Source organism: Streptomyces cinnabarinus (assembly GCF_027270315.1).
Taxonomy (GTDB): Bacteria; Actinomycetota; Actinomycetes; order Streptomycetales; family Streptomycetaceae; genus Streptomyces; species Streptomyces cinnabarinus.
The window spans coordinates 4,403,073-4,425,478 of the sequence record NZ_CP114413.1 but is presented as its reverse complement, the minus strand read 5'-3'; the positions used below and the strand labels follow the sequence as shown (position 1 = coordinate 4,425,478).

Genomic DNA, 22,406 nt, shown 5'->3' with positions numbered 1-22,406 from the left:
GTTCCGGGCGCAGCCATGGCGACGGAGTGTGACGCTGGAAAAGCTTGTGCAATCCAGGGCGAATCGGAAAAGGTGCCTGAGATGAGTGACAGGGAAACCATGCCGTCGGCCGCCGCTCCCGAGAAGCCCGGGAGCGCCCCCGCTCTTCCGAAGGAGGCTCTGGAGATCGCCTCCGGGTACGCCTTCACCGGTCCCGCCCTGGACCTCGGCGCCCTCCTGTGGGACGGACAGTGCCTCGCCGACGCGCAGATCCGGGTGCCGCTGCCGATGCTCAACCGGCACGGTCTGGTCGCCGGGGCGACCGGCACCGGCAAGACCAAGACGCTCCAGCTGATCGCCGAACAGCTCTCGGCGCAGGGCGTGCCGGTGTTCCTCGCCGACATCAAGGGCGATCTGTCGGGGATCTCGGCGCCGGGAAAGCCCGGTGAGCGGGTCGGCGCCCGCGCGGCAGAGGTTCACCAGACGTGGAAGGCGACCGGCTTCCCCGCGGAGTTCTACGCCCTCGGCGGCCTCGGCCACGGCATCCCGGTCCGCGCCACGATCACCAGCTTCGGACCGGTCCTGCTCGCCAAGGTGCTCCGGCTGAACCAGACCCAGGAGCAGTCCCTCGGCCTGATCTTCCACTACGCCGACACCAAGGGCCTGGAGCTGGTCGACCTCAAGGACCTGCGGGCGGTGGTCGCCTTCCTCACCTCCGACGAGGGCAAGGCCGAGCTGAAGAACATCGGCGGGCTGTCCACGGCCACGGCGGGCGTGATCCTTCGATCCCTGACCGCCTTCGAGTCCCAGGGCATGGGCGGCTTCTTCGGGGAGCCGGAGTTCGACACGGCCGAGTTCCTGCGGATGGCGCAGGACGGGCGGCGGGGTGTGGTGTCGGTGCTGGAGCTGGCCGCGGTGCAGGACAGGCCGCAGCTGTTCTCCACGTTCCTGATGTGGCTGCTCGCCGATCTCTTCCACGATCTGCCCGAGGTCGGCGACGCCGACCGGCCGAAGCTGGTGTTCTTCTTCGACGAGGCGCATCTGCTGTTCAACGACGCCTCCAAGGCGTTCCTGGACTCCATCACGCAGACCGTGCGCCTGATTCGCTCGAAAGGGGTCGGCGTCTTCTTCGTCACGCAGACCCCGAAGGACGTACCCGGCGATGTCCTCGCCCAGCTCGGCAACCGGATCCAGCACGCGCTGCGGGCCTTCACCCCGGACGACCAGAAGGCGCTGAAGGCCACGGTGAAGACCTTCCCGAACTCGCCCTACGACCTCGAAGAGCTGCTCACCGGGCTCGGTACCGGCGAGGCCGTGGTCACCGTGCTCAGCGAGAAGGGCGCCCCGACCCCGGTCGCCGCGACCCGGTTGCGGGCACCCGAGTCCCTGATGGGGCCCGTCGAGGCGGAGGAGCTCCAGCGGGCGGTGACGGATTCGGAGCTGTACGGGCGGTACGCGCAGGCGGTCGACCGGGAGTCGGCCTACGAGAAGCTCCGGCGGGCGCCCGCGGGCAAGGGCCCGGACGAGCTGAAGGCGGCGCCGCCGAGGGGGAAGGAGACGGCTCCGAAGGAGGACCGGTCCGTGGTGGAACAGGTCGTCGGCAGCGGGATGTTCAAGTCGCTGGCGCGGTCCATCGGCACCCAGATCGGGCGGGAGATCACCCGTTCGGTCTTCGGGACGGCCCGGCGGAGGCGGTAGGCCCGCCTCCGCGCGCGACTCAGCGGTTCTTCTCCTTCGGGGGCTTCTCACCCTGCTTGACCTGCGGCTTCGGTGTGCTGCGCGCGGCCTCGGCACGCAGCAGGGCGCGCAGGACGGCGTAGGGGTCCATGGGCATGGGGGTGCTCCTCGGGGTCGTACTGACGGTGGGACCGGTGGGGACGGGACCGGCCCTGTCAGCAGCGCAGGACCACCGAGCGCCGGGTGGGCGGGGTGTGGGGGTGCGGGGAAGGGGACGCCGTCCGGGGGTGCGGCGTCAGGCGCGGGGGTACGGCGTCGGTGCGGGGCGTACGGCGGGCGGTGACCGGCCGTGCGGCCGCGTCCACGACGTCGTACTCGACGACTTCCGCGACCACCGCGACCGGAGCCACCTGCACTCCGGCGGGCGCCGCCGGTACGAACAGGGCGAGCAGCAGGACGAAGCCCCGCAGCCAGGCGCGGCTGCGCGGGAGGCGTCGTGCGGTACTCACGGATGTCGTGTCCCCGGCGGAGCCGCGGGGTTCATCGCGGCACGCCTAGATCCGCTCGCACGGCGTACGGGGTGTGGGGGTCGCGGGTGAGGGCGCAGGCTGCGCGGGGGCTTCGGGCGGTCTCACGGACGTCTGTCTCCGGCCTTGCCGGCGGGGGGCATCGCGGCGCGCCCGAGATCCGCTCGCACGGCGTACTGGGTGCGGGGTCACAGGGTGCGTGGGAGGGGGTGGGCGCGGTGGCGGATGTGCAGGCCGGTGATGATCTCGACGGTGCCGACCGCGATCAGCCAGCAGCCGCCGACGAGGGTGAGGGCGGCGACCGACTCGAACGGCGAGACGATCAGCACGATCCCGGCGATGAAGGTGACGATGCCGAGGAACTCCTGCCAGCCGCGGGCGGGCATCGCCGGGTCGGAGGCGGCCGCCAGGGTCTGGGTGATGCCGCGGATCACCCAGCCGACGCCGATCCACAGGGCGAGCAGCAGGACCGACCGCATGGGGGTGCGGAAGCAGAACAGGCCGAGCAGGACCGCCAGGGAGCCGCTGATGAAGGCCAGGACGCGTAGCGAGGTCGTCTGGTGCGTACCGAAGGCGGCGACCAGCTGCAGCACGCCGCTCACCAGCAGATAGACCCCGAACAACACCCCGGCCGCGAGCAGCGAGGCGCCGGGCCACACCAGGACGAGGACCCCGAGCACGAGCGAGGCGACCCCCGTCCCGAGCACCGCCTGCCAGGCCGCACGGGACAGTAGCCGGAGAGGCCCTTCGAAGGGCGGCTCGGGCTCATGACCGCCGCGCGGGACACGGGGCCGCGCATGGACCTTGCGGTCGTCGTATTCGGGCCCCGGTGCCTCGCTCATGGTCCATGGTTGGGCCGGGCTGAAGACGGCTGCCATTCGGGGCGAGCCAGTCGACTGACGCGGCGCGGGCGCGATCAGCCCCCACCGGCCCGCACGCTGACGAGCTACTTGCCGGAGGCTTTCGCCTTCGCCTTCATCTCCTGCTTGTGCGCCCGCACCTTCGCCAGAGACTCCGGCCCCGTGATGTCCGCGACCGAGCGGAAGGACTTGGCCTCGCCGTACGCCCCCGCGGCCTCCCGCCACCCCTGAGGCGCCACACCGAGCTGCTTGCCCAGCAGAGCCAGGAAGATCTGGGCCTTCTGCTTGCCGAAGCCGGGCAGTTCCTCCAGGCGCCGGAGCAGTTCCCCGCCGTCGGACACGCCCTTCCAGACCAGCTCGGCGTTGCCGTCGTAGTGCTCGACCAGGTACTGGCACAACTGCTGGACGCGCTTGGCCATGGACCCCGGATAGCGGTGCACGGCCGGCTTCTCCGACAGCACCGCCACGAAGGCCTCCGGGTCCTGCGCGGCGATCTCATGCGCGTCCAGGTCCTCCGCGCCGAGCCGGTCCGCGATCGTGCGGGGACCCTTGAACGCCCACTCCATCGGAACCTGCTGGTCCAGCAGCATCCCGACCAGCGCGGCGAGCGCACTTCGCCCGAGCAGTTCGTCGGCCTCGGGGTCCTGGGCGAGGTGCAGGGTGGCGTCCATGGGTCGATGATCCCGCGTACCGGCTCAGGTCGCGCGCCAGTACCCCAGCGCGTGCATCCGGTCCTTGGCGACCGCCAGCTCCTTGCGGACGTACGCCGACAGGGTCCGGGTCGTCAGGGTGTCACAGGCGATCCAGACGTACGGGTTCTCGGTGCCCTTCAGAAGGTCGGGCAGGTCCGCCCGTACCGCGTCGACGAGGCCGTGGCGCGGGACCGTGCGGACGTCGGCCGTGTCCCCGCGGAACGGCAGCCCGTCCAGCTTCCCCTCGAACCACACCGTCACCGGGGCCGAACCCAGCTCGTCCAGGAGGGAGTTGAGCGCGGGCAGCGACGCCGGGTCGGCCATAGCGAAGACGTGCGAGGGCTCGGGCCGGGGCCGCTGGAAGCCCGTGCCCTGGACCGTCGCCTCGATGGTGTTCCCGGCCTTCGCCGCCCGCGCCCAGTCACTGGCCACACCTTCGTGCAGCGCGAATTCGAGGCTGAAGGTGCCGGCCTTCGGGTCGGGGTCGACCAGCGTGTACGCCCGCTGGTGCGGCTTGCCCGCGGTGTCGAACCACAGCCGGACCCACATCGTCGGGTGGACGCCGGTCGCCGCGAGCATGCCGCCGTCGGTGAGATGGAGCCGCCGGTAGTCGGAGGAGACGTCCTCGGCGTCGGTGACCGTGAACTCGAAGTCCTTGGCGCCCATCAGTTTCAGGACCGTGCCCTGCCAACCGTGCCCCTGCCCCATATCGCCTCTTCACCCTTCGCGTACTATTCCGCACGAATTACTTAGGCAAGGCTAACCTAAAGCACAGTGCTAGGACAGGAGGGTGACAGGTGACCGCACAGATCTACCGCGACGCCTGGGGCATCCCGCATCTGCGGGCGGACGGCGCACGCGAACTCGCCCGCGCCCAGGGCCGCGTCACCGCCCTCGACCGGGCCTGGCAGCTGGAGGTCGAGCGGCACCGCGCCCAGGGCACCTCGGCCGCCCTGCTCGGTCCGGACGCCCTGCCCTGGGACCGCTTCGTCCGCCGGGCCAGGCTCGACGACACCGCCCGCCGCTGCTGGGCGGAGCTGGAGCGCCGGGACCCGGAGACCGCCGACTGGGTGCGAGCCTATGTGGAGGGGGTCAACGAGGGCCTCGCCGGGGCCGACCTGCCGCTCGGCACCCCCGGCCGCTGGGAGCCCTGGACCCCGCTCGGCATCTGGCTCGGCATCCACATCCTCTTCGCCGGCTTCCCCGCCAAGCTCTGGCGCGAACGGGCGGTCCGGCAGCTCGGCGAGGAGGCCGTCGGCCTGTTCGCCATCGACGGCCCCGGCACCTCCGGCAGCAACGGCTGGCTGGTCGGCGCCGAGCGCACGCACACCGGGCAGCCGATCATCGCGGGCGACCCGCACCGGTTCATCGAGGACGCGGGCGTCTACCAGCAGATCCATCTGTCCTGCCCCGAGTTCGACGTCATCGGCCTCGCCGTCCCCGGTGTCCCCGGCATCGGCCACTTCGGGCACACCGGCACGGTCGCCTGGGCCATCACCAACGCCATGGCCGACTACCAGGACCTGTACCGGGAGCGGCTGCGCCGGACCGGAGCGGGTGTGGAGGCGCTCGGCCCGGACGGCGTCTGGCGGCGGGCCGCCCGGCACACCGAGACCATCGAGGTGGCCGGGGAGGGGCCGGTCGAGGTCGAGGTCATCGAGACCGACCGCGGCCCGGTGGTGATCGGCGGCCCCGAGGGCCCGGACGACGGCTCCGACGCCGACTGCGCCGTCAGCCTCCGCTATCCGCCCCGCGTCACCGGCGACCTGGGCTTCAGCGCCCTCCTGCCACTGCTGCGCGCCCGCCGGGCCGCCGACGTGGACCGCGCCTTCGACCACTGGACCGAGCCGGTCAACGTCGTCCAGGCCGCCGACACCGAGGGCGGCCTGCTGCACCGCGTCGCCGGGAAGGTGCCGCTGCGCGCGGAGGCCAACCGCGTCCGGCTGGTCGACGCCTGGGAACCCGGCCACGACTGGCAGGGCTGGCACGAGATGCCGTACGGCGACTTCACCGACGGTGTCGCGGTGATGGCCAACCAGCGCGGCCCGGCCGCGCCCCTCGGCGTCGAGTTCGCCCCGCCGCACCGCGCCGACCGCATCACCGCGCTGCTGGGGGAGGGGGAGCGCTGGTCGCCCGGCGACATGGCGACGATCCACATGGACACCCTGCTGGCCTCCGCGACGCCCCTGCTGGAGAATCTCGCCGCCCTCGACGGCCTCTCCCCCGAGGCGGCCGGCCTCCGCGAGGAACTCCTCGCCTGGGATCGCCACATGGACGCCGACAGCCGGCCGGCCGCCCGCTACGCGGCGGTGCGCAGCGCGGTCGTACGGCGGCTCGCCGCGCACCCCGCCTTCGCCGGGCTGACCGCCCTGCCCGCCTACCCCGAGGTCCTGCTCCCCTGGCTGGCCCTGGTCCCACGTATCGGCTTCGCCCTCGAACACCTGCTGCGCGCCGAGGAGTTGTACGGCGTCGACCGTCCCGAGGCGGTGCGCGCCGCCCTGGAGGAGGTGGCCGCGCGGCCGCCCGAGGGCACCTGGGGCGACACCCACCGGCTCGCGCCCTGGCGGGCGATCCCGGCCGAGTACGACGAACCCGGACTCTCCGGCGACCACGACTGCGTGCTGTGCACCTCCGCCGTCCCCGGCATCACCGACCTCGCCGCCCGAGGCCCCGCCGCCCGCTACGTCTGGGACCTGGCCGACCGCGAACACAGCCTGTGGGCCGTGCCGTTCGGAGCGTCCGGCGTGCCGGGCACCCCCCACCACCGTGATCAACTGCCCTTGTGGACCCGGGGAGACCTCATCCCCGTCGTCACCGACTTCGACCGACTGGAGAAGGAAACCGATGTCTGAGCCCCGCGAGCCGGAGTACGAGCAGCCGGTCGACGGTTTCGGCACCGTGCGCGTCCTGCGCCTCGACCCGCAGGCCGACGCCGACGTCGTGCACGCCTGGGCGAGCGAGGAACGCGCCTCCTTCTGGGGCATGAACGGCCTCACCCGCGACCAGGTCGCCGAGATCTACGCCCACCTGGACTCCCTCGACACCCACCACGCCTACCTGGTGCAGCGCGACGGAGTCCCGGCCGCGCTGCTCCAGACCTACGAGCCCGAGGCGGACCGGGTCAGCGAGTGCTACGAGGTCGAGCCCGGCGACATCGGCGTCCACCTCCTGCTCGCCCCCGCGGGCCCGGAGGGCGCCCGCCCCGGCTGGACGTCCGCGCTGCTCGGCGCGATCGCCTCCTACGTCCTCATCGGCCTCGACCGGCGGCGGGTCGTCGTCGACCCCGACGTGGCCAACGAGAAGGCCGTCGCCCGCTTCCTGCGCCAGGGCTTCGAACAGGGCCCGCTCGTCACCCTCCCCGAGATAGACATCCCGGACGTGTACCTGCCCGAGAAGAAGGCCCAACTTGCCTTCCTCCGCCGGGAGGTAGCCTTCCCAGGGTGACCCCGGAGGACTTAGTCACCCACTACAACCTGGAGCCGATACCGCGCGAGGGCGGCCTGTTCGCCCGTACCTGGGAAGGCCCCGCGCGGGCCGACGGACGCCCCTCGGGCACCGCCATAGTCGCCCTGCTCACCGCCGAGCCGGGCGACTTCTCCGCGCTGCACCGCCTGACCGGCGACGAGGTCTGGCACTTCTACCTCGGCGATCCCCTGGAGATGCTGCTCCTCGCCCCCGACGGCAGCTCCCGCACGGTCGCCCTGGGCCCGGACATACTGCACGGTCAGCAACCGCAGTTGACCGTCCCCGCGGGCACCTGGATGGGCGCGCGGGTGGTGACGGGCGGCGCGTGGACCTTCTTCGGCTGCACGATGGCGCCCGGCTTCACCTACGAGGACTACGAGCACGGCGACGCGGAGCGACTCGTCGCCCGCTATCCGCACGAGGCGGAGCGGATCGTGCGACTGTGCCGCCCATGAACCCGCGGAAGCTGCTCGAAGGACAGGTCGTCCTGGGAACGGGAGCCGGCGGCGGAGGTCATGCACGCCCGTGCGGCGGCCGTGGAGTACAGCCGCGACGGCATCCGCGTCAACACGGTCTCGCCCGGCCCGATCGACCGGGACGGACTGGCGGAGGCCTGGCCGGAGGGCGTACGGCCGTGGGGCGGCTCGGGCGCCCGGAGGACGTGGGGGACGCGTGCGTGTTCCTCGCGTCGCCGCCGACGGCATGGATCACCGGTCACGATCTAGTCGTGGACGGAGGAGCGTCTGCCCGCCCGACCTGGTGAGCGGAGCGGCTGTGGTGTACGTACGTATCCACGTGGCTGAGTCCGGGGAAGACGGAGAGACGACGTGGTCCGAAGGCGCGGAGTTCAAGGGCTGGTGCTGCTGGGCGCCGTGCTGGTCCTGCTCGTCCTCGGCGGCGCGGGAACGGCGTCGGCACACGCCGCCCTCCGGGGCACCGACCCCGACGACGGATCCGTCCTCCGCACGGCCCCCCGTCAGCTCACCCTGACCTTCACCGAGTCCGTCGGCCTGCTCGACGACTCCGTACGCGTTCTGGGCCCTGACGGGAGGCGGCTGCGGCTCGGGGAGGCGGAGCACGAGAACGGGGACAACACGGCGAGGGTGACCCTGCCCCGCGGCCTGGACCAGGGCACCTACACGGTCGCCTGGCGCGTGGTCTCGGCGGACAGCCACCCGGTGTCCGGCGCCTTCACCTTCTCGGTCGGCAAGCCGTCCCCGGCCCCGGCCGCGGTGGACACCGGGCCGACGGAGGATCCGGCGACGGCCGCCCTGCACAAGATCGCGCGGTATCTGGCGTACCTGGCGGCGGCGCTGCTGATCGGGACGGGGACGTTCATCGTCCTATGCCGTCCCCCGGATCCGTCGGCACTCCGGCGGCCCCTGGTCGTCGGCTGGTGGACGCTGGTGGGTGCGACGCTGGCGCTGCTGTTGCTGCGGGGCCCGTACGAGACGGGGGAGGGCCCGGGAGCGGCATTCGACTCCGAGGCACTGACACGGACGCTGACGGGCCGCCCGGGGCTGGCGCTGCTGGCGAGGCTGGCGTTGCTGTTGCTGGCGGCAGCACTGCTGAACTGGCGGCTGAGGAACATACCCAAGGGGCGCGGGGGACTGCGCGACCAGCCACGACGGCGCCGCACCCAGCATCTGGCCCTGCTCGGCACAGCAATAGCCCTGGCCTTCACCTGGGCTGCCTCGGACCACGCCTCCGCCGGAATCCAGGTGCCGTTGGCCATGGCATCCTCCGCGTCGCACCTCCTGGCGACAGCCATTTGGCTCGGCGGCCTGACAGCCCTCCTCCTCACCCTCCGCCGTACAACCCCCACCCCGGAGACAGTCACCCGCTTCTCCCGCCTGGCCTTCGCCTCCGTGACCGTCCTCGTCGTCACCGGCGTCTACCAGTCCTGGCGCGGCCTCGGCTCCTGGAACGCGCTCACGGAGACGACGTACGGCCGCCTCCTGACCCTCAAGCTGGTCGTGGTGGCCCTTCTCCTCGGCGCCGCGGCGGTGTCCCGCAGCTGGACGGCACGGCTGGCGACGGTCGAGGCGGAGACAGCCGTACGCGTCCCGGAGCCGGTCGGCGGCCCGCCCCTGCCGGATCCACCGCCCTCGCCCGCGCCCTCGGGCGAACAGCACCGGGCCCTGCGCCGCTCCGTGCTGGCCGAGGTGGCCGTCGGAGTGGTCGTGCTGGTGATCACCACGGTGCTCACCGCGACCCTGCCCGGCCGGGCCGTGGCGGAGGCCAGTACCGGGGCCGAGGCCGCGCGGCCGGTCGGCGGCACCGTCGCCGTCTCGGTCCCCTTCGACGTCGGCACCCCCGGCGGCACCGGCAAGGTCGAACTCACCCTCGACCCCGGCCGGGTCGGCGACAACTCGCTCCAGGCCGTGGTGTTCGGTCCGGACGGCGGCATCTCCACCGTGCCCGAACTGCGGGTCTCCTTCACCCTCCCCGCCCAGGACGTGGGCCCGCTCGACGCCGGCCTCACCGACCAGGGCGGCTACTGGGGCAACAGCTTCGTCAACCTGCCCCTCGCGGGCACCTGGACCATGAAGGTCACCGTGCGGGTGTCGGAGATCGACCAGGTGAGCGTGGAGCGGCGGATCGAGGTCGGCTGAGACTTCGGCGGACCGGGCTCAGTGGTAGGCGTGCACGACGGCGTGACCCTTGCCGCGTCCGATCATCCACTTGTTGACCGGCGTGGTGATCACGAACGCGACCGCGAAGCCGCCGAGCAGGGCCGACCAGAAGAGCCCGTCGTCGAGGTGGGCGTCCATGGCCCCGGGCGTCAGGGCGATGATCGCGTTGTCCACGAGCTCCATCACGGCGATGGAGACGGTGTCGGCGGCGAGGGCGACCTTGATGGCGGACTTGAGGTCTAGCCCGGCCCGCCGGACGGCGAACAGCGTGAACGAGTACCCGAACAGGAACGCCAGGGTGATCGCCAGCACCATGGTCTGGACGTTCCCCCACCCCAGCGCGGTCCCGATCACCATGCCGAGGATCTCACCGATGGCGCACCCGGTGAGGCAGTGCAGCGTGGCCTTGACGGCCATGGACCAGGAGGCGCCCGGAGCGTGACCGGAGTGGTGGGCATGGTGCGAGTGGTCCCCGTGCTGACCGCTGTGCTGATCGGTGTGATGGGCGCTGTGATCCATGACTACGTCCTCGTTCCCCTGTTAACGCGACCCGAGTTCCTGTGTACCCGGGCCCATCGCGCTGAACGTTATACCCCCCAGGGGTATAACTGGAAGACGTTTAAGCTGTCAGGCGTTGTGGGGGAGCGGGGCGGCCGGGCTGACCAGGCGCGCGGCGCGGAGGTCGGCCCAGAACGCGGCCGGGACGGTCTCGTTCAGCGCGGCGGTGTCCTCGGCGATACGGCTGGGGCGGGTGGCGCCGGGGATGACGGCGGCGGAGGCGGGGTGGGCCAGGGAGAACTGGAGGGCGGCCGCCTTGATGCTCACGCCGTGCCGGTCGGCCAGCGCCTTCAGCCTGCCGACGCGGTCGACGATCTCGGCGGGGGCCTGCTGGTACTCGAAGTGGGTGCCACCGGCGAGGATGCCGGAGCTGTAGGGGCCACCGACGACCATGTCGACGCCCTGCTCCTGCGCCATGGGCAACAGGCGGGTGAGGGCGTGCTCGTGGTCGAGGAGGGTGTAGCGGCCGGCGAGGAGGAAGCCGTCGGGCTGCGGCTCGTCGAGGGCGAGGGTGAGCTCGATGGGCTCGGTCCTGTTGACGCCGAGGCCCCAGGCCCCGATGACACCTTCGTCGCGCAGCCGCGACAGCACCCGGAAGGCTCCGGTACGGGCCTCCTCGAACTTGCTCAGCCACTGATCACCGTGGAAGTCCTGGGCGATGTCATGAACCCAGACGATGTCGAGCCGATCGGTGCCGAGCCGCCTGAGGCTGCCCTCGATGGAACGCTCGGTGGCCTCGGCGGTCCACTCGTGGAGGATCCTGTTCGGGTTGCCGTGCTCGAACAGCCCGCCCTTCTCGCCGAAGTCGGGTACGTCCGTCTCGTGCTCGTCGAGGACGACCCGCCCGACCTTGGTGGACAGCACGAACTCGTCGCGAGGCTTACCGGCCAGCACCTCCCCGAGCCGCTCCTCGGCCAGGCCCGCGCCGTAGAAGGGGGCGGTGTCGTAGAAGCGGATGCCGTGCTCCCAGGCGGCCTCGACGGTGGCCCGGGCCTCGTCGTCGGGGATCGCACGGAACATGTTGCCGAGCGGGGCGGTACCGAAGCCGAGACGGCCGGGAAGGATGTCCTTGAGCGACATGGAAGTGCCTTTGCGGGTGTGGGGAGTGGGGAGGGGGCGGGAGTACCCCCGCAACGCCTTACTTGCAAAGACAATACTTGTGCACGCGGGCTAATGTAGGAGATGGCATCCCGCGCTCACCCTTAAGTTGTCCCGTGCCCGGGAAGGAGCCGAGAAGGAACCGAGCCGGAAAACGTCGAAGGGCCCCACTGCGAACAGTGGGGCCCTTCGACAACGTGCCCGGTGAGGCACTGGCGGAGGATACGAGATTCGAACTCGTGAGGGGTTGCCCCCAACACGCTTTCCAAGCGTGCGCCCTAGGCCTCTAGGCGAATCCTCCGCGGCAAACAATACAAGACGTTGAGGAGTGCTCGCGAACTCGTTCCCACCCGCCGCCATCGGGTACTGTTTGGGCAGCCCCTCACGCGGCGCTATCTGACTGAACTCCCCCAGGGCCGGAAGGCAGCAAGGGTAGGTTGGCTCTGGCGGGTGCGTGGGGGGCGCTTGCGTTCCCGGGCGGAGCCCGCGCGGAGGGCCGGGTTGTCAGTGGGCGCCTATAACCTCGTATGCGTGTCGTCTCTCGCGCTGTACCGCCGCTATCGCCCGGAGTCGTTCGCCGAGGTCATCGGGCAGGAGCATGTCACCGACCCGTTGCAGCAGGCGCTGCGGAACAACCGGGTCAATCACGCGTACCTGTTCAGCGGGCCGCGTGGCTGCGGCAAGACGACCAGCGCTCGGATCCTCGCCCGCTGTCTGAACTGTGAGCAAGGTCCCACGCCCACCCCGTGCGGCGAGTGCCAGTCGTGCCAGGACCTGGCCCGGAACGGCCCCGGGTCCATCGACGTCATCGAGATCGACGCCGCCTCGCACGGTGGCGTGGACGACGCCCGTGAGCTGCGCGAGAAGGCATTCTTCGGACCCGCGAGCAGCCGCTACAAGATCTACATCATCGACGAGGCCCACATGGTCACGTCGGCGGGCTTCAACGCGCTGCTCAAGGTCGTCGAGGAGCCGCCCGAGCATCTGAAGTTCATCTTCGCCACCACCGAGCCCGAGAAGGTCATCGGGACCATCCGGTCGCGGACCCACCACTACCCGTTCCGGCTGGTGCCGCCCGGCACCCTGCGGGACTACCTCGCCGAGGTCTGCGGACGCGAGAAGATCCCCGTCGAGGACGGCGTGCTCCCGCTCGTCGTCCGCGCGGGCGCCGGTTCCGTGCGTGACTCCATGTCCGTCATGGACCAGCTCCTCGCCGGTGCGCGGGAGGACGGTGTGACGTATGCCATGGCCACCTCCCTCCTCGGCTACACCGACGGCTCCCTCCTCGACTCCGTCGTGGAGTCCTTCGCCACCGGTGACGGCGCCGCCGCCTTCGAGGTCGTCGACCGGATCATCGAGGGCGGCAACGACCCCCGCCGGTTCGTCGCCGATCTGCTGGAGCGGCTGCGCGACCTCGTGATCCTCGCCGCCGTCCCGGACGCCGTCGAGAAGGGGCTGCTCGACGCCCCGGCCGACGTCCTGGAGCGCATGCAGGCCCAGGCCGGCACCTTCGGCGCCGCCGAGCTCAGCCGCGCCGCCGACCTCGTCAACGAGGGCCTGACCGAGATGCGGGGCGCCACCTCCCCGCGGCTCCAGCTCGAACTGATCTGCGCGCGCGTGCTGCTCCCCGCCGCCTACGGGGACCAGCGTTCCGTCATGGCCCGTCTGGACCGGCTGGAGCGGGGCGTCAGCTTCTCGGGCGGCGCGGGCACGCCCGCGATGGGCTACGCCCCCGGGCCCGAAGCCCATAGGCCGGAAGCCCATGTGCCGGAAGCCCACGGGTCGGCACACCCGGCTCCGGCCGCCGTCCCACCCGGCGGCGGCCCGGCGGCGGCCCGTGCGGCGGTACGGGGGGCGGGCCCCGCGACTCCGGCTCCGCAGCCCCAGCCCTACGCACCGGCGGCGCCCCAGCCCCCCGCCCCGGTCGCCGAGCAGCCCCCTGCTCCCCAGGCGCCCCAGCCCCAGCAGCCCCCTGCCCCGGCAGCGGCCCCCGCTCCGGCCCCCGAGCCCACCCCGGCCCCGGCCGCCCCCGGCGCCTGGCCCACCGCCACCACCGCCGGCAGCGGTCGCCGTCCGGGCGGCTGGCCCACCGCGACCCCCGCGGGCACCGGAAGCCAGCCCGCGCCCACACCCACCCCGAGCGCCCCGGCACCGGCGCCCCAGACCGCGCCCCCGCCCGCCCCCACCCCTGCCGCCGCCCCCGTCGGCGGCCTCGACCCCCGCACGCTCTGGCCGAACATCCTGGAGGCCGTCAAGAACCGCCGCCGCTTCACCTGGATCCTGCTCAGCCAGAACGCCCAGGTGACCGGCTTCGACGGCACGACCCTCCAGCTCGGCTTCGTCAACGCCGGCGCCCGCGACAACTTCGCGAGCAGCGGCAGCGAGGACGTCCTGCGCCAGGCGCTCGCCGAGCAGTTCAGCGTCCAGTGGAAGGTCGAGGCGATCATCGACCCCTCGGGCGGCGGCTCCGCACCCCCGCAGGGCGGCTATGGCGGTGGCGGTGGTTACGGCGGTGGCGGCGCTACGACCGCCCCCTCGCGACCGGCACCTCCCCAGCCGGCGTCCCCCGGCCCCACTCCCGCGGCCCCGGCACCCGCCGCGCCCGCACAAGCGGCGCCCCCCGCCCCCGTGTCCCCGCCTCCCGCTCCGACCCCGGTCGCCCCCGAGGACGACATCCCCGAGGACGACGACCCGGACCTCAACGAATCGGCACTCTCCGGCCACGACCTGATCGTCCGCGAACTGGGCGCGACGGTGGTCGAGGAGTTCACGAACGAGTAGGGGCCCAGAACCAGCAGGGGCCAGAACGGGTAAGGCCCAAAGGGAAGCCGCGGAACCCACGGAGGCCCCCGCGGACCGCCCCGTTTCGTACGAACCCACAACCCCCACGCCCACCCCCTTCATCGACCCACACAATCCCGCCACCCCCGCTCCGGTTAGGCTGACCCCCGTGAAGGTCCTCGTCATCGGCAGCGGCGCCCGCGAACACGCCCTGTGCCGCTCCCTGTCCCTCGACCCCGACGTCACCGCGCTGCACTGCGCCCCCGGCAACGCCGGCATCGCCGAGGTCGCCGAGCTGCATGCGGTCGACGCCCTGGACGGTGCCGCCGTCACCGCGCTGGCCACCGAACTCGGCGCCGAACTGGTCGTCGTAGGGCCGGAGGCGCCCCTGGTCGCCGGTGTCGCCGACGCCGTGCGTGAGGCGGGCATCCCGGTCTTCGGCCCCTCCAAGGAGGCCGCGCAGATCGAGGGCTCCAAGGCCTTCGCCAAGGACGTGATGGCCGGGGCCGGGGTCCCGACCGCGCGGGCGTACGTCTGTACGACGCCCGAGGAGGTCGACGAGGCCCTCGACGCCTTCGGCGCCCCCTACGTCGTCAAGGACGACGGTCTCGCCGCCGGCAAGGGCGTCGTCGTGACCGCCGACCTGGAGGCCGCGCGGGCGCACGCCAACGCCTGTGAGCGGGTCGTCATCGAGGAGTTCCTCGACGGCCCCGAGGTCTCCCTCTTCGCCATCACCGACGGCGAGACGGTCCTCCCCCTCAAGCCCGCCCAGGACTTCAAGCGGGCGCTCGACGGGGACGAGGGGCCGAACACCGGCGGCATGGGCGCGTACTCCCCGCTGCCCTGGGCCGATCCGAAGCTGGTGGACGAGGTCATGGAGACCGTTCTCCAGCCGACCGTCGACGAGATGCACCGCCGTGGCACACCGTTCTCGGGTCTGCTGTACGCCGGTCTCGCGATCACCTCGCGCGGGGTGCGCGTGATCGAGTTCAACGCCCGTTTCGGTGACCCGGAGACCCAGGTCGTCCTGGCCCGCCTCAAGACGCCGCTGGCCGGGGTCCTGCTGGCCGCCGCCAAGGGGGACCTCGCCGACCTGGAGCCGCTGCGCTGGAGCTCCGACGCCGCGGTCACCGTGGTCGTCGCCTCGCACAACTACCCCGGCACCCCGCGCACCGGCGACCCGATCACCGGCCTCGACGAGGTCGCCGCGCAGGACGCCCCGCACGCGTACGTGCTGCACGCCGGCACGAAGACCGACGGCGACGCCGTGGTCAGCGCGGGCGGCCGGGTGCTGTCGGTCACGGCGACCGGAGCGGACCTGGCCGAGGCCCGTGAGCGCGCCTACCGCGCGGTCGGCCGCATCCGGCTCGATGGCTCCCAGCACCGTACGGACATCGCCGCGAAGGCGGCCGCCGAGTAGCCGCACACGGCACCCTCTGGATGAACCCGCCAGGCCCCGGATCCGTCTCAGGAACCGGGGCCTGATGCTTGCTGTGGGTCATACACCTTTCCCCAGAGCCATTCCATCGAGTGACCGATGCCCCATCCGGCTGACGTGGGCCGGGGCCCCAACTATGGTGCGGCGCAAGCATTCCGGCACTTGGCCCACCGGCATTGCGATGTCGGTGGGGGGTGCCACAGTGGGGGAGTGACCAACACCAGGACAGGTGGGACAGGCGGAGCCGGGACGGTCCGCGCGACGGGGAGGGGGTGAGGTCCGGTCGTGACCGGTATGGGTGTGGAAGCGGGCGCGCAGGCCGCGCGTTCCCGGGCCATGGCCGTGCTGCGGATCCGCAGCCGGGCGCTGGCCGTCGCCCTGCTGCCCGCCGCGCTCGCCGTGGTGCTGCTGGCCGGTGGTTCCACCGGGCATCTCGTGGGCTCCGGCTGGCATGCGGCGCGATGGGTCGTGACCTGCGTGGCCGTGCTCGTCCTGCTGGCCGCGGGCGGAATCGCGCTGGTCGTCGCCCGGTCGAGACCGGCCGTCAGCCCTACGGTCACCATCGCGGAAGAGTCGGCCCCTGACCTCTACCGCATGGTGCGTGACCTGGCCGACCGCCTCGACGTACCGGCCCCGTCCGCGATAGCGCTCACGCCGGACTGCGACAGCTGGCTGGAGGACCGCACGCATCCGGCGCACGGCCCGCCCCAGCCGGAGGCGCGCGACGAGCTCACCGGCGGACTGCGCGGCCCGCACCGCCGGGCCACCGCCGCCCCGGTCCTGGTCATCGGCTCCCCGTTCCTGTGGTGGATGCGGGTGGGCGAGCTGCGCGCCGTCCTCGCGCCGGTGGTGGCCGGTACGGGCCCCTCGGCGCACCCCGACATAGCCGCGGCCCGCCGTTTCGTACGGGGTCTCGACGCGGCGGTGGCGGTCAGCGCGGCGCCGAACCGGGGACCGCTGTCCCGGGCCGTGCTCTCCGGCGTCGGCCGGGTGGCCCGTCTGCTGCTGCGCAGCTGCCGGGCGCACGCGGCGGAGATGGAGCGCGGCGTGGCCGCCGCGGCCGCCGAGCGTGCACAGGCTGTGGATTACGGACTGCGCATCGTCGCCCAGGAGCAGGTGGGCCTGGCGTACGCGGGCTGGGACCGGCTGCTGACCCGGGTCGCGCTTCCGGCCTGGCGGATGGGCCGCTGGCCGTCCCGCCTGGACGCGGGCGTGGTGGCGGCCCTGACCGAACTGTCCCGCCGTGACCGCCTGGCCGAGGGTTTCGCCTCCCGGCTGGGCGAGCGCCCGGCGTGCGACCTGCTGGAGGAACCGGGAGCGGTGGACGAGGCGGCGTCCCTGCTGGCCGCCCGCCTCTTCCACGGCGGCCCGGCCGAATCCGGCCCCGACTGGTCCCCGGTGGGCTGGCAGGAGTACCCGGAGGAGGTCGTGGACCGCAAATGGCGTACGGACGCGGCCCGCCTGCACAAGGTCCTGGACTCCCTGGGCGTCCGCACCCCGGACCCCCGGACGAACGGCCCGACCCTGTCCCGCGTACTGGACCATCTGTCGGCACCGGAGGAGACCGTGGAGGCGCCCGGGGCGGAGGCCACCGGAGCCGCAGCCACCGTCGTAGCCGAAGCAGAACCCGACGCCGACGTCGACGAGCCCGAGAACGAACGCTGTGCCACCCTCGCCGCCGGCCTCACCGCCGAGCTGGCCCGCGAGGAGGCCGCCGCCCCTACCGGCCCCACCACCCCCACCCCCGACCCCACCGCCCTCTGGGACGACGGCACCCTCCCGCTCTTCCCGCTCCAGCCCCCGCGCTCCGCCCGAGAGCTCCTCGCCGACCACGTGACCGCGATGGTCTGCTGTGCCGCCATGGACACCGCGGGCGCCACCCCCGGCCTGGACTGGCTCGACGGCCCCACCCTCCTCGTCAACGGAGAACGCGCGGCCGACCTCACCCCCCGCGTCCTCAGCCTCATCGAGGAGGGCGACCCGGCGCCGCTGAAGGCGTGGCTGATCGAATCCGGCATACGCCCGGAGAAGCCGGTACGGCTCGTCTGACGACCGGCGTCTGGAGTCTCGTATTCCACTTTCGGTCAATTCGCAACGAGTAGTGACCGCGTGCGTGCGCAATGTGATGTGCTGGGACCGTTCACGCACGAGCAAGGGCTTACGACGTACACCACGGGGGCACGGGAGGGGAGCGACCATGGGGTCGAAGCCGATCCGCCGCTGGGAGTCGGGAGCACTCGCGCACGCCGTCACGGACCCCTTCGGCCAGGGCCCCGTCCCCTGGCTCCGCGGCACCGAGACGTACTTCGGCGACACGGGCCAGATGGTCCCCTGGTACGTCGACACCCCCCCGGGCACCGCACCGGACAGCCACCCGGGCGAGCACCGCGTCCCCGCCCCACGCAACACCCGCAACACCCGCACCCCCCGCCCCGCGGGCCCCCGCTCCGCCGATGACGTGAACCGCCAGATCAAGGGCTTCACCTCCACCGGCGCGGTCGCCCCCGGCGAGGCCGTCGACTTCCACATCACCGTCGACCCGCCCCAGGAATTCGCGGTGGACATCTACCGCATCGGCCACTACGGCGGAGACGGCGCCGCGAAGATCACCACCAGCCCCCGTCTCTCCGGCATCGTCCAGCCCCCGCCGCTGACCGCGGACCGCACGGTCTCCTGCCACCACTGGTGGCTCTCCTGGCGGCTCCAGGTCCCGTCGTTCTGGAGCAACGGCGCCTACGTCGCGGTCCTCACCACCGTCGACGGCTACCGCTCCCACATCCCGTTCACCGTCCGCGACAAGCACCCGGCGGACCTGCTGCTGCTCCTGCCCGACATCACCTGGCAGGCGTACAACCTCTACCCGGAGGACGGCCGCATCGGCGCCAGCCTCTACCACGCGTGGGACGAGGAGGGCCGGCTGCTCGGCGAGTCCGACGCCGCCACGACCGTCTCCTTCGATCGCCCTTACGCCGGTGCGGGGCTCCCCCTGCACGTCGGCCACGCCTACGACTTCATCCGCTTCGCCGAGCGCTACGGCTATGACCTCGCCTACGCCGACGCCCGCGATCTGCACGCCGGCCAGGTCGACCCCACCCGCTACCGCGGCCTGGTCTTCCCCGGCCACGACGAGTACTGGTCGCCCCAAATGCGCCGCACCGTGGAGCTGGCCCGGGAACACGGCACCTCGCTGGTCTTCCTCTCCGCCAACACCATGTACTGGCAGGTGGAGTTGGGCCCCTCCCCGTCCGGCGTCCCCGACCGCCTGCTGACCTGCCGCAAACGCCGGGGTCCGGGCAAGCCGGTCCTGTGGCGCGAGATCGACCGCCCCGAGCAGCAGCTGGTCGGCATCCAGTACGCGGGCCGGGTCCCCGAGCCCCACCCTCTGATCGTGCGCAACGCCGACCACTGGCTGTGGGACGCCACCGGCTCCCACGAGGGCGACGAGGTCACCGGCATGGTCGCGGGCGAGGCCGACCGCTACTTCCCGCGCACCGCGCTGCCCGTACACGAGGAGCGCGTCCTGCTGGCGCACTCCCCGTACGCCGACGCCGACGGCGCCCTCCGCCACCAGGAGACCTCCCTGTACCGGGCCCCCTCCGGCGCCCTGGTCTTCGCCTCCGGCACCTTCGCCTGGTCCCCCGCCCTGGACCGCCCGGGCCATGTCGACCCCCGTATCCAGCGCGCCACCGCCAACCTCCTGGACCGCATCTGCAAGCGTGACTGAGCCCGGCCCGGGTACCCGCGGGGCGCCCCAGGGCACCCGAGGTCCAAGGTCGGCGGCCCGTACGGGACAATCGACCCGTTGGACAGAACCACGGGAGGGAACCGTGTCCGGATTCGTAGAAAAGCCCGAGCCGATTCAGGTTCCGGGCCTGGTGCACCTGCACACCGGCAAGGTGCGCGAGCTGTACCAGAACGAGACGGGCGACCTCGTGATGGTCGCCAGCGACCGACTGTCGGCCTTCGACTGGGTGCTCCCGACCGAGATCCCCGACAAGGGGCGCGTCCTCACCCAGCTCTCCCTGTGGTGGTTCGACCAGCTCGCCGACCTGGTCCCCAACCACGTGCTGAGCACCGAGCTGCCGCCCGGCGCCCCCGCCGACTGGGCGGGCCGCACCCTGATCTGCAAGTCGCTGCGGATGGTGCCGGTGGAGTGCGTGGCCCGCGGCTACCTCACCGGCTCGGGTCTGCTGGAGTACAACGACTCCCGCACGGTCTGCGGTCTCGCCCTCCCCGAAGGCCTGGTCGACGGCAGTGAACTGCCCGCCCCGATCTTCACCCCGGCCACCAAGGCCGCGGTCGGCGAGCACGACGAGAACGTCTCCTACGAGGAGGTCGTCCGCCAGGTCGGCGCCGACACCGCCGCCGAGCTGCGCCAGGCGACCCTCGCGGTGTACTCCCGCGCCCGGGACATCGCGCGCGAGCGCGGCATCATCCTCGCCGACACCAAGTTCGAGTTCGGCTTCGAGGACAGCAGCCTCGTCATCGCCGACGAGGTCCTCACCCCGGACTCCTCCCGCTTCTGGCCGGTGGACCAGTGGGAGCCGGGCCGCGCGCAGCCGTCGTACGACAAGCAGTTCGTGCGCGACTGGCTGACCTCGCCGGAGTCCGGCTGGGACCGCAAGAGCGAGCAGCCCCCGCCGGCCCTGCCGCAGCACGTGGTCGACGCCACCCGCGCCAAGTACGTGGAGGCGTACGAGCGTCTGACTGGCACTAGCTGGAGCTAGGGAACGAAGAAGCCCCCCGGTCCAGGACCGGGGGGCTCATTCAGAGCGAACGACGAGGTTCGAACTCGCGACCTCAACCTTGGCAAGGTTGCGCTCTACCAACTGAGCTACGTTCGCATGCGCCGTGGCGCGAGAACCACTATACCCAACCTCGCTCCCGGGCGAGCCGCACCGCCGCGTGCCGGTTCTCCGCCCCGAGCTTGGAGACCGCCGAGGAGAGATAGTTCCGCACGGTCCCCTGGGGCAGCGCGGCCCGCTCCGCGATCTCCGCCACGGGGGCTCCGTCGGCGGCCAGTTCCAGCACCTCGGCCTCCCGCGCGGTCAGCGGGGAGTCCCCGGCGGAGATCGCGTCGGCGGCCAACTCGGGGTCCACATAACGGTTTCCGGACCGGACCGTCCGGATGATCTCGGCGAGCCGCTGGGCGCTGACGGTCTTCGGGACGAACCCGCGCACACCCGCCGCAAGCGCCCGCTTGAGATGCCCGGGGCGGCCATGGCTGGTCACGATCATGACCTGGCAGGACGGCAGTTCCGCCCGCAGGGATGTGGCGACCTTCACACCGTCCGCGCCGGGCATCTGAAGATCCAGCACCGCCACATCGGGTGCGTGGGCCCGTGCCATCGCCAGCGCCTCCGGACCGGAGGCCGCCTCGGCGACGACCACCAGGTCGTCCTCCAGCGAGAGCAGCGCGGCCAGCGCACCCCGGATCAGATGCTCGTCGTCGGCGAGCAGCACCCGTACCCGCTCGCTCACACCGCCACCGCCGTCACCGGCACCTCGGCCACCACACGGAACACTCCTGCCTCAGCCCCCGCCTCCAACGTCCCCGCCACGGCCGCGAGCCGCTCCCGCAGCCCGGCCAGCCCGGAGCCGCCGCCCTCCGCGGCGGCGCCGGCGACCCCGTCGTTCTCCACCGTCAGCACCACACACCCCTCCCGTACCCGCACGGACACCGCGCACCGTTCCGCGTTCCCGTGCCGCAGCACATTGGTGGTGGCCTCCCGGACCACCCATGCCAGCGCCGACTGCACCTCGGCGGGCAGCCCCTCGACCGGCCCGCTCACCTCGCAGTCGATCCCAGCGGCCGTCAACACGCCCCGCGCACCGGAGAGTTCGGCCCCGAGATCGGCCTCGCGATAGCCCCGTACGACATCCCGCACCTCGCGCTGCGACTCCCGCGCGATCCGCTGGACCTCGACCATCTGCTCCTCGGCCTCGGGCCGCCCGCGCCGGGCGAGCTGTACGGCCAGTTCGCTCTTCAGCGCGATGACCGCGAGATTGCGCCCCATCACATCGTGCAGATCCCGTCCGAACCGCAGCCGCTCCTCGGCGACGGCGAGCCGGGCGCGGGTCTCGCGGGCCTCGTCGAGTTCGTAGACGGCCTTCAGCAGCCAGACGGAGAAGACGGCGGTGAAGGCGAGGAAGCCGCTGCCGGCCAGCACGATCAGCCCGACGACCAGTCCCGCGAGCACGGATCCGTCCAGCGCGAACACGACCACGGCCGTACCCGCGGCGAAGCCCGAGACGATCGCGTAGACGTGCCTGCGCGCGTCCACCCCGAGCGCCATGATGCCCACGCCGAAGACCATGACGACACCGAAGACGCTGCCCGCGGCGGACTCGACCGCCTCGCCCTCCGGGCCGTACTGGGCGATCGCGAAGGCCGTGCCGGCGACCGCCGAGGTGAGCGCGCCGAGCGTCCACAGCAGACGTACCGGCTGCTCGCGCAGGCCGCGCACCCAGTCCACGGACCGGGCCACGGTCAGCGCGCAGACCGCGGCGTGGGCGCACACGAGCAGCATCAACAGGCCACCGAGCCCGCCGCCGATCTCCCCCATGACCGGCACTCCGGCCCCGGAGATCTCCACCACCGCGAAGAACTGGAACGACCACCGGGTGTACGTCTCCACCTTCGCCGGGGTGCTCTTGCCCCGCCACCAACTGCCCGGCCCGCGCATGCGCCCGTC

General features: G+C 72.4%; 18 protein-coding genes, 2 tRNA genes, 1 other RNA gene and 1 pseudogene. 12 read left to right on the top strand and 10 right to left on the bottom strand.

Going from position 1 to position 22,406, the window contains the following annotated elements; all coding sequences use genetic code 11:
- Nucleotides 1–81: 81 nt before the first annotated feature.
- Nucleotides 82–1,677, top strand: a complete 1,596-nt coding sequence (locus tag STRCI_RS19915) for a helicase HerA-like domain-containing protein (protein WP_269660306.1) — start codon at nucleotides 82–84, stop codon at nucleotides 1,675–1,677.
- 194 nt (nucleotides 1,678–1,871) lie between these two features.
- Here the strand turns inward: STRCI_RS19915 and STRCI_RS19910 are convergent, their stop codons facing one another.
- The 4 genes from STRCI_RS19910 to STRCI_RS19895 form a co-directional block, all read right to left on the bottom strand.
- On the bottom strand, nucleotides 1,872–2,165 hold the full coding sequence (locus STRCI_RS19910; protein WP_269660305.1) for a hypothetical protein: 294 nt from the start codon (nucleotides 2,163–2,165) through the stop codon (nucleotides 1,872–1,874).
- A gap of 206 nt (nucleotides 2,166–2,371) precedes the next feature.
- Nucleotides 2,372–3,025: an HdeD family acid-resistance protein gene (locus STRCI_RS19905; protein WP_269660304.1), complete on the bottom strand. Its 654-nt coding sequence runs from the start codon at nucleotides 3,023–3,025 to the stop codon at nucleotides 2,372–2,374.
- Nucleotides 3,026–3,129: 104 nt separating this feature from the next.
- Nucleotides 3,130–3,714 carry an HhH-GPD-type base excision DNA repair protein gene (locus STRCI_RS19900; RefSeq protein ID WP_269660303.1) on the bottom strand — a complete coding sequence of 195 codons (585 nt, stop codon included), beginning with the start codon at nucleotides 3,712–3,714 and terminating at the stop codon, nucleotides 3,130–3,132.
- A 24-nt stretch (nucleotides 3,715–3,738) separates the two neighbouring features.
- Complete coding sequence (locus tag STRCI_RS19895; protein ID WP_269660302.1) at nucleotides 3,739–4,443, bottom strand: siderophore-interacting protein; 705 nt, start codon at nucleotides 4,441–4,443, stop codon at nucleotides 3,739–3,741.
- Between the two features lie 89 nt (nucleotides 4,444–4,532).
- Here STRCI_RS19895 and STRCI_RS19890 point away from each other — a divergent pair, with 89 nt between their 5' ends.
- From STRCI_RS19890 to STRCI_RS19870, 5 genes and pseudogenes are all read left to right on the top strand, one after another.
- The gene (locus STRCI_RS19890) at nucleotides 4,533–6,587 is read left to right on the top strand and encodes a penicillin acylase family protein (RefSeq protein ID WP_269660301.1); all 2,055 of its coding nucleotides are present in this window, start codon (nucleotides 4,533–4,535) and stop codon (nucleotides 6,585–6,587) included.
- Entirely contained in the window at nucleotides 6,580–7,179 is a 600-nt protein-coding gene (locus tag STRCI_RS19885) for a GNAT family N-acetyltransferase (RefSeq protein WP_269660300.1), read from the top strand. Before STRCI_RS19890 ends, STRCI_RS19885 begins: the two co-directional genes overlap by 8 nt.
- Nucleotides 7,176–7,655: a cupin domain-containing protein gene (locus tag STRCI_RS19880; protein WP_269660299.1), complete on the top strand. Its 480-nt coding sequence runs from the start codon at nucleotides 7,176–7,178 to the stop codon at nucleotides 7,653–7,655. Before STRCI_RS19885 ends, STRCI_RS19880 begins: the two co-directional genes overlap by 4 nt.
- Nucleotides 7,656–7,703: 48 nt before the next feature.
- A pseudogene (locus STRCI_RS19875) lies at nucleotides 7,704–7,963 on the top strand (SDR family oxidoreductase); the annotation flags it as partial.
- A 94-nt stretch (nucleotides 7,964–8,057) separates the two neighbouring features.
- Nucleotides 8,058–9,815 carry a copper resistance CopC/CopD family protein gene (locus STRCI_RS19870; RefSeq protein ID WP_269664591.1) on the top strand — a complete coding sequence of 586 codons (1,758 nt, stop codon included), beginning with the start codon at nucleotides 8,058–8,060 and terminating at the stop codon, nucleotides 9,813–9,815.
- Nucleotides 9,816–9,833: 18 nt separating this feature from the next.
- On the opposite strand, the gene STRCI_RS19865 is transcribed toward STRCI_RS19870, so the two are convergent.
- The 3 genes from STRCI_RS19865 to STRCI_RS19855 form a co-directional block, all read right to left on the bottom strand.
- Entirely contained in the window at nucleotides 9,834–10,355 is a 522-nt protein-coding gene (locus tag STRCI_RS19865; protein WP_269660298.1) for a DUF4396 domain-containing protein, read from the bottom strand.
- Between the two features lie 108 nt (nucleotides 10,356–10,463).
- Nucleotides 10,464–11,474: an aldo/keto reductase gene (locus tag STRCI_RS19860; protein ID WP_269660297.1), complete on the bottom strand. Its 1,011-nt coding sequence runs from the start codon at nucleotides 11,472–11,474 to the stop codon at nucleotides 10,464–10,466.
- A 231-nt stretch (nucleotides 11,475–11,705) separates the two neighbouring features.
- A tRNA-Ser gene (locus STRCI_RS19855) sits at nucleotides 11,706–11,793 on the bottom strand.
- Nucleotides 11,794–11,865: 72 nt separating this feature from the next.
- Between STRCI_RS19855 and ffs the strand changes: the two genes are divergently transcribed.
- From ffs to STRCI_RS19825, 6 genes are all read left to right on the top strand, one after another.
- Nucleotides 11,866–11,964: signal recognition particle sRNA small type (gene ffs, locus STRCI_RS19850), an RNA gene on the top strand.
- Between the two features lie 59 nt (nucleotides 11,965–12,023).
- Nucleotides 12,024–14,273 (top strand): DNA polymerase III subunit gamma and tau, encoded by a 2,250-nt coding sequence (locus STRCI_RS19845; protein WP_269660296.1) that lies wholly within the window; start codon nucleotides 12,024–12,026, stop codon nucleotides 14,271–14,273.
- 169 nt (nucleotides 14,274–14,442) lie between these two features.
- Nucleotides 14,443–15,693: a phosphoribosylamine--glycine ligase gene (gene purD / locus STRCI_RS19840; RefSeq protein ID WP_269660295.1), complete on the top strand. Its 1,251-nt coding sequence runs from the start codon at nucleotides 14,443–14,445 to the stop codon at nucleotides 15,691–15,693.
- Between the two features lie 312 nt (nucleotides 15,694–16,005).
- Nucleotides 16,006–17,760, top strand: a complete 1,755-nt coding sequence (locus STRCI_RS19835) for a M48 family metalloprotease (protein ID WP_269664590.1) — start codon at nucleotides 16,006–16,008, stop codon at nucleotides 17,758–17,760.
- A gap of 148 nt (nucleotides 17,761–17,908) precedes the next feature.
- On the top strand, nucleotides 17,909–19,435 hold the full coding sequence (locus STRCI_RS19830) for a N,N-dimethylformamidase beta subunit family domain-containing protein (RefSeq protein WP_269660294.1): 1,527 nt from the start codon (nucleotides 17,909–17,911) through the stop codon (nucleotides 19,433–19,435).
- A gap of 103 nt (nucleotides 19,436–19,538) precedes the next feature.
- Complete coding sequence (locus STRCI_RS19825; protein WP_269660293.1) at nucleotides 19,539–20,438, top strand: phosphoribosylaminoimidazolesuccinocarboxamide synthase; 900 nt, start codon at nucleotides 19,539–19,541, stop codon at nucleotides 20,436–20,438.
- A 44-nt stretch (nucleotides 20,439–20,482) separates the two neighbouring features.
- Here STRCI_RS19825 and STRCI_RS19820 read toward each other — a convergent pair.
- The 3 genes from STRCI_RS19820 to STRCI_RS19810 form a co-directional block, all read right to left on the bottom strand.
- Nucleotides 20,483–20,555 (bottom strand) — tRNA-Gly (locus STRCI_RS19820).
- 22 nt (nucleotides 20,556–20,577) lie between these two features.
- The gene (locus tag STRCI_RS19815) at nucleotides 20,578–21,192 is read right to left on the bottom strand and encodes a response regulator transcription factor (RefSeq protein WP_269660292.1); all 615 of its coding nucleotides are present in this window, start codon (nucleotides 21,190–21,192) and stop codon (nucleotides 20,578–20,580) included.
- The gene (locus STRCI_RS19810; protein WP_269660291.1) at nucleotides 21,189–22,397 is read right to left on the bottom strand and encodes a sensor histidine kinase; all 1,209 of its coding nucleotides are present in this window, start codon (nucleotides 22,395–22,397) and stop codon (nucleotides 21,189–21,191) included. The genes STRCI_RS19815 and STRCI_RS19810 overlap by 4 nt, the downstream gene beginning before the upstream one ends.
- Between the last annotated feature and the right edge of the window lie 9 nt (nucleotides 22,398–22,406).

Excerpts from the sequence above, each read along its gene's own strand:
- STRCI_RS19915 (WP_269660306.1), top strand. The coding sequence starts at position 82 with ATGAGTGACAGGGAAACCATGCCGTCGGCCGCCGCTCCCGAGAAGCCC.
- STRCI_RS19905 (WP_269660304.1), bottom strand. The coding sequence starts at position 3,025 with ATGAGCGAGGCACCGGGGCCCGAATACGACGACCGCAAGGTCCATGCG.
- STRCI_RS19900 (WP_269660303.1), bottom strand. The coding sequence starts at position 3,714 with ATGGACGCCACCCTGCACCTCGCCCAGGACCCCGAGGCCGACGAACTG.
- STRCI_RS19895 (WP_269660302.1), bottom strand. The coding sequence starts at position 4,443 with ATGGGGCAGGGGCACGGTTGGCAGGGCACGGTCCTGAAACTGATGGGC.
- STRCI_RS19885 (WP_269660300.1), top strand. The coding sequence starts at position 6,580 with ATGTCTGAGCCCCGCGAGCCGGAGTACGAGCAGCCGGTCGACGGTTTC.
- STRCI_RS19865 (WP_269660298.1), bottom strand. The coding sequence starts at position 10,355 with ATGGATCACAGCGCCCATCACACCGATCAGCACAGCGGTCAGCACGGG.
- STRCI_RS19860 (WP_269660297.1), bottom strand. The coding sequence starts at position 11,474 with ATGTCGCTCAAGGACATCCTTCCCGGCCGTCTCGGCTTCGGTACCGCC.
- STRCI_RS19835 (WP_269664590.1), top strand. The coding sequence starts at position 16,006 with ATGGGTGTGGAAGCGGGCGCGCAGGCCGCGCGTTCCCGGGCCATGGCC.
- STRCI_RS19830 (WP_269660294.1), top strand. The coding sequence starts at position 17,909 with ATGGGGTCGAAGCCGATCCGCCGCTGGGAGTCGGGAGCACTCGCGCAC.
- STRCI_RS19810 (WP_269660291.1), bottom strand. The coding sequence starts at position 22,397 with ATGCGCGGGCCGGGCAGTTGGTGGCGGGGCAAGAGCACCCCGGCGAAG.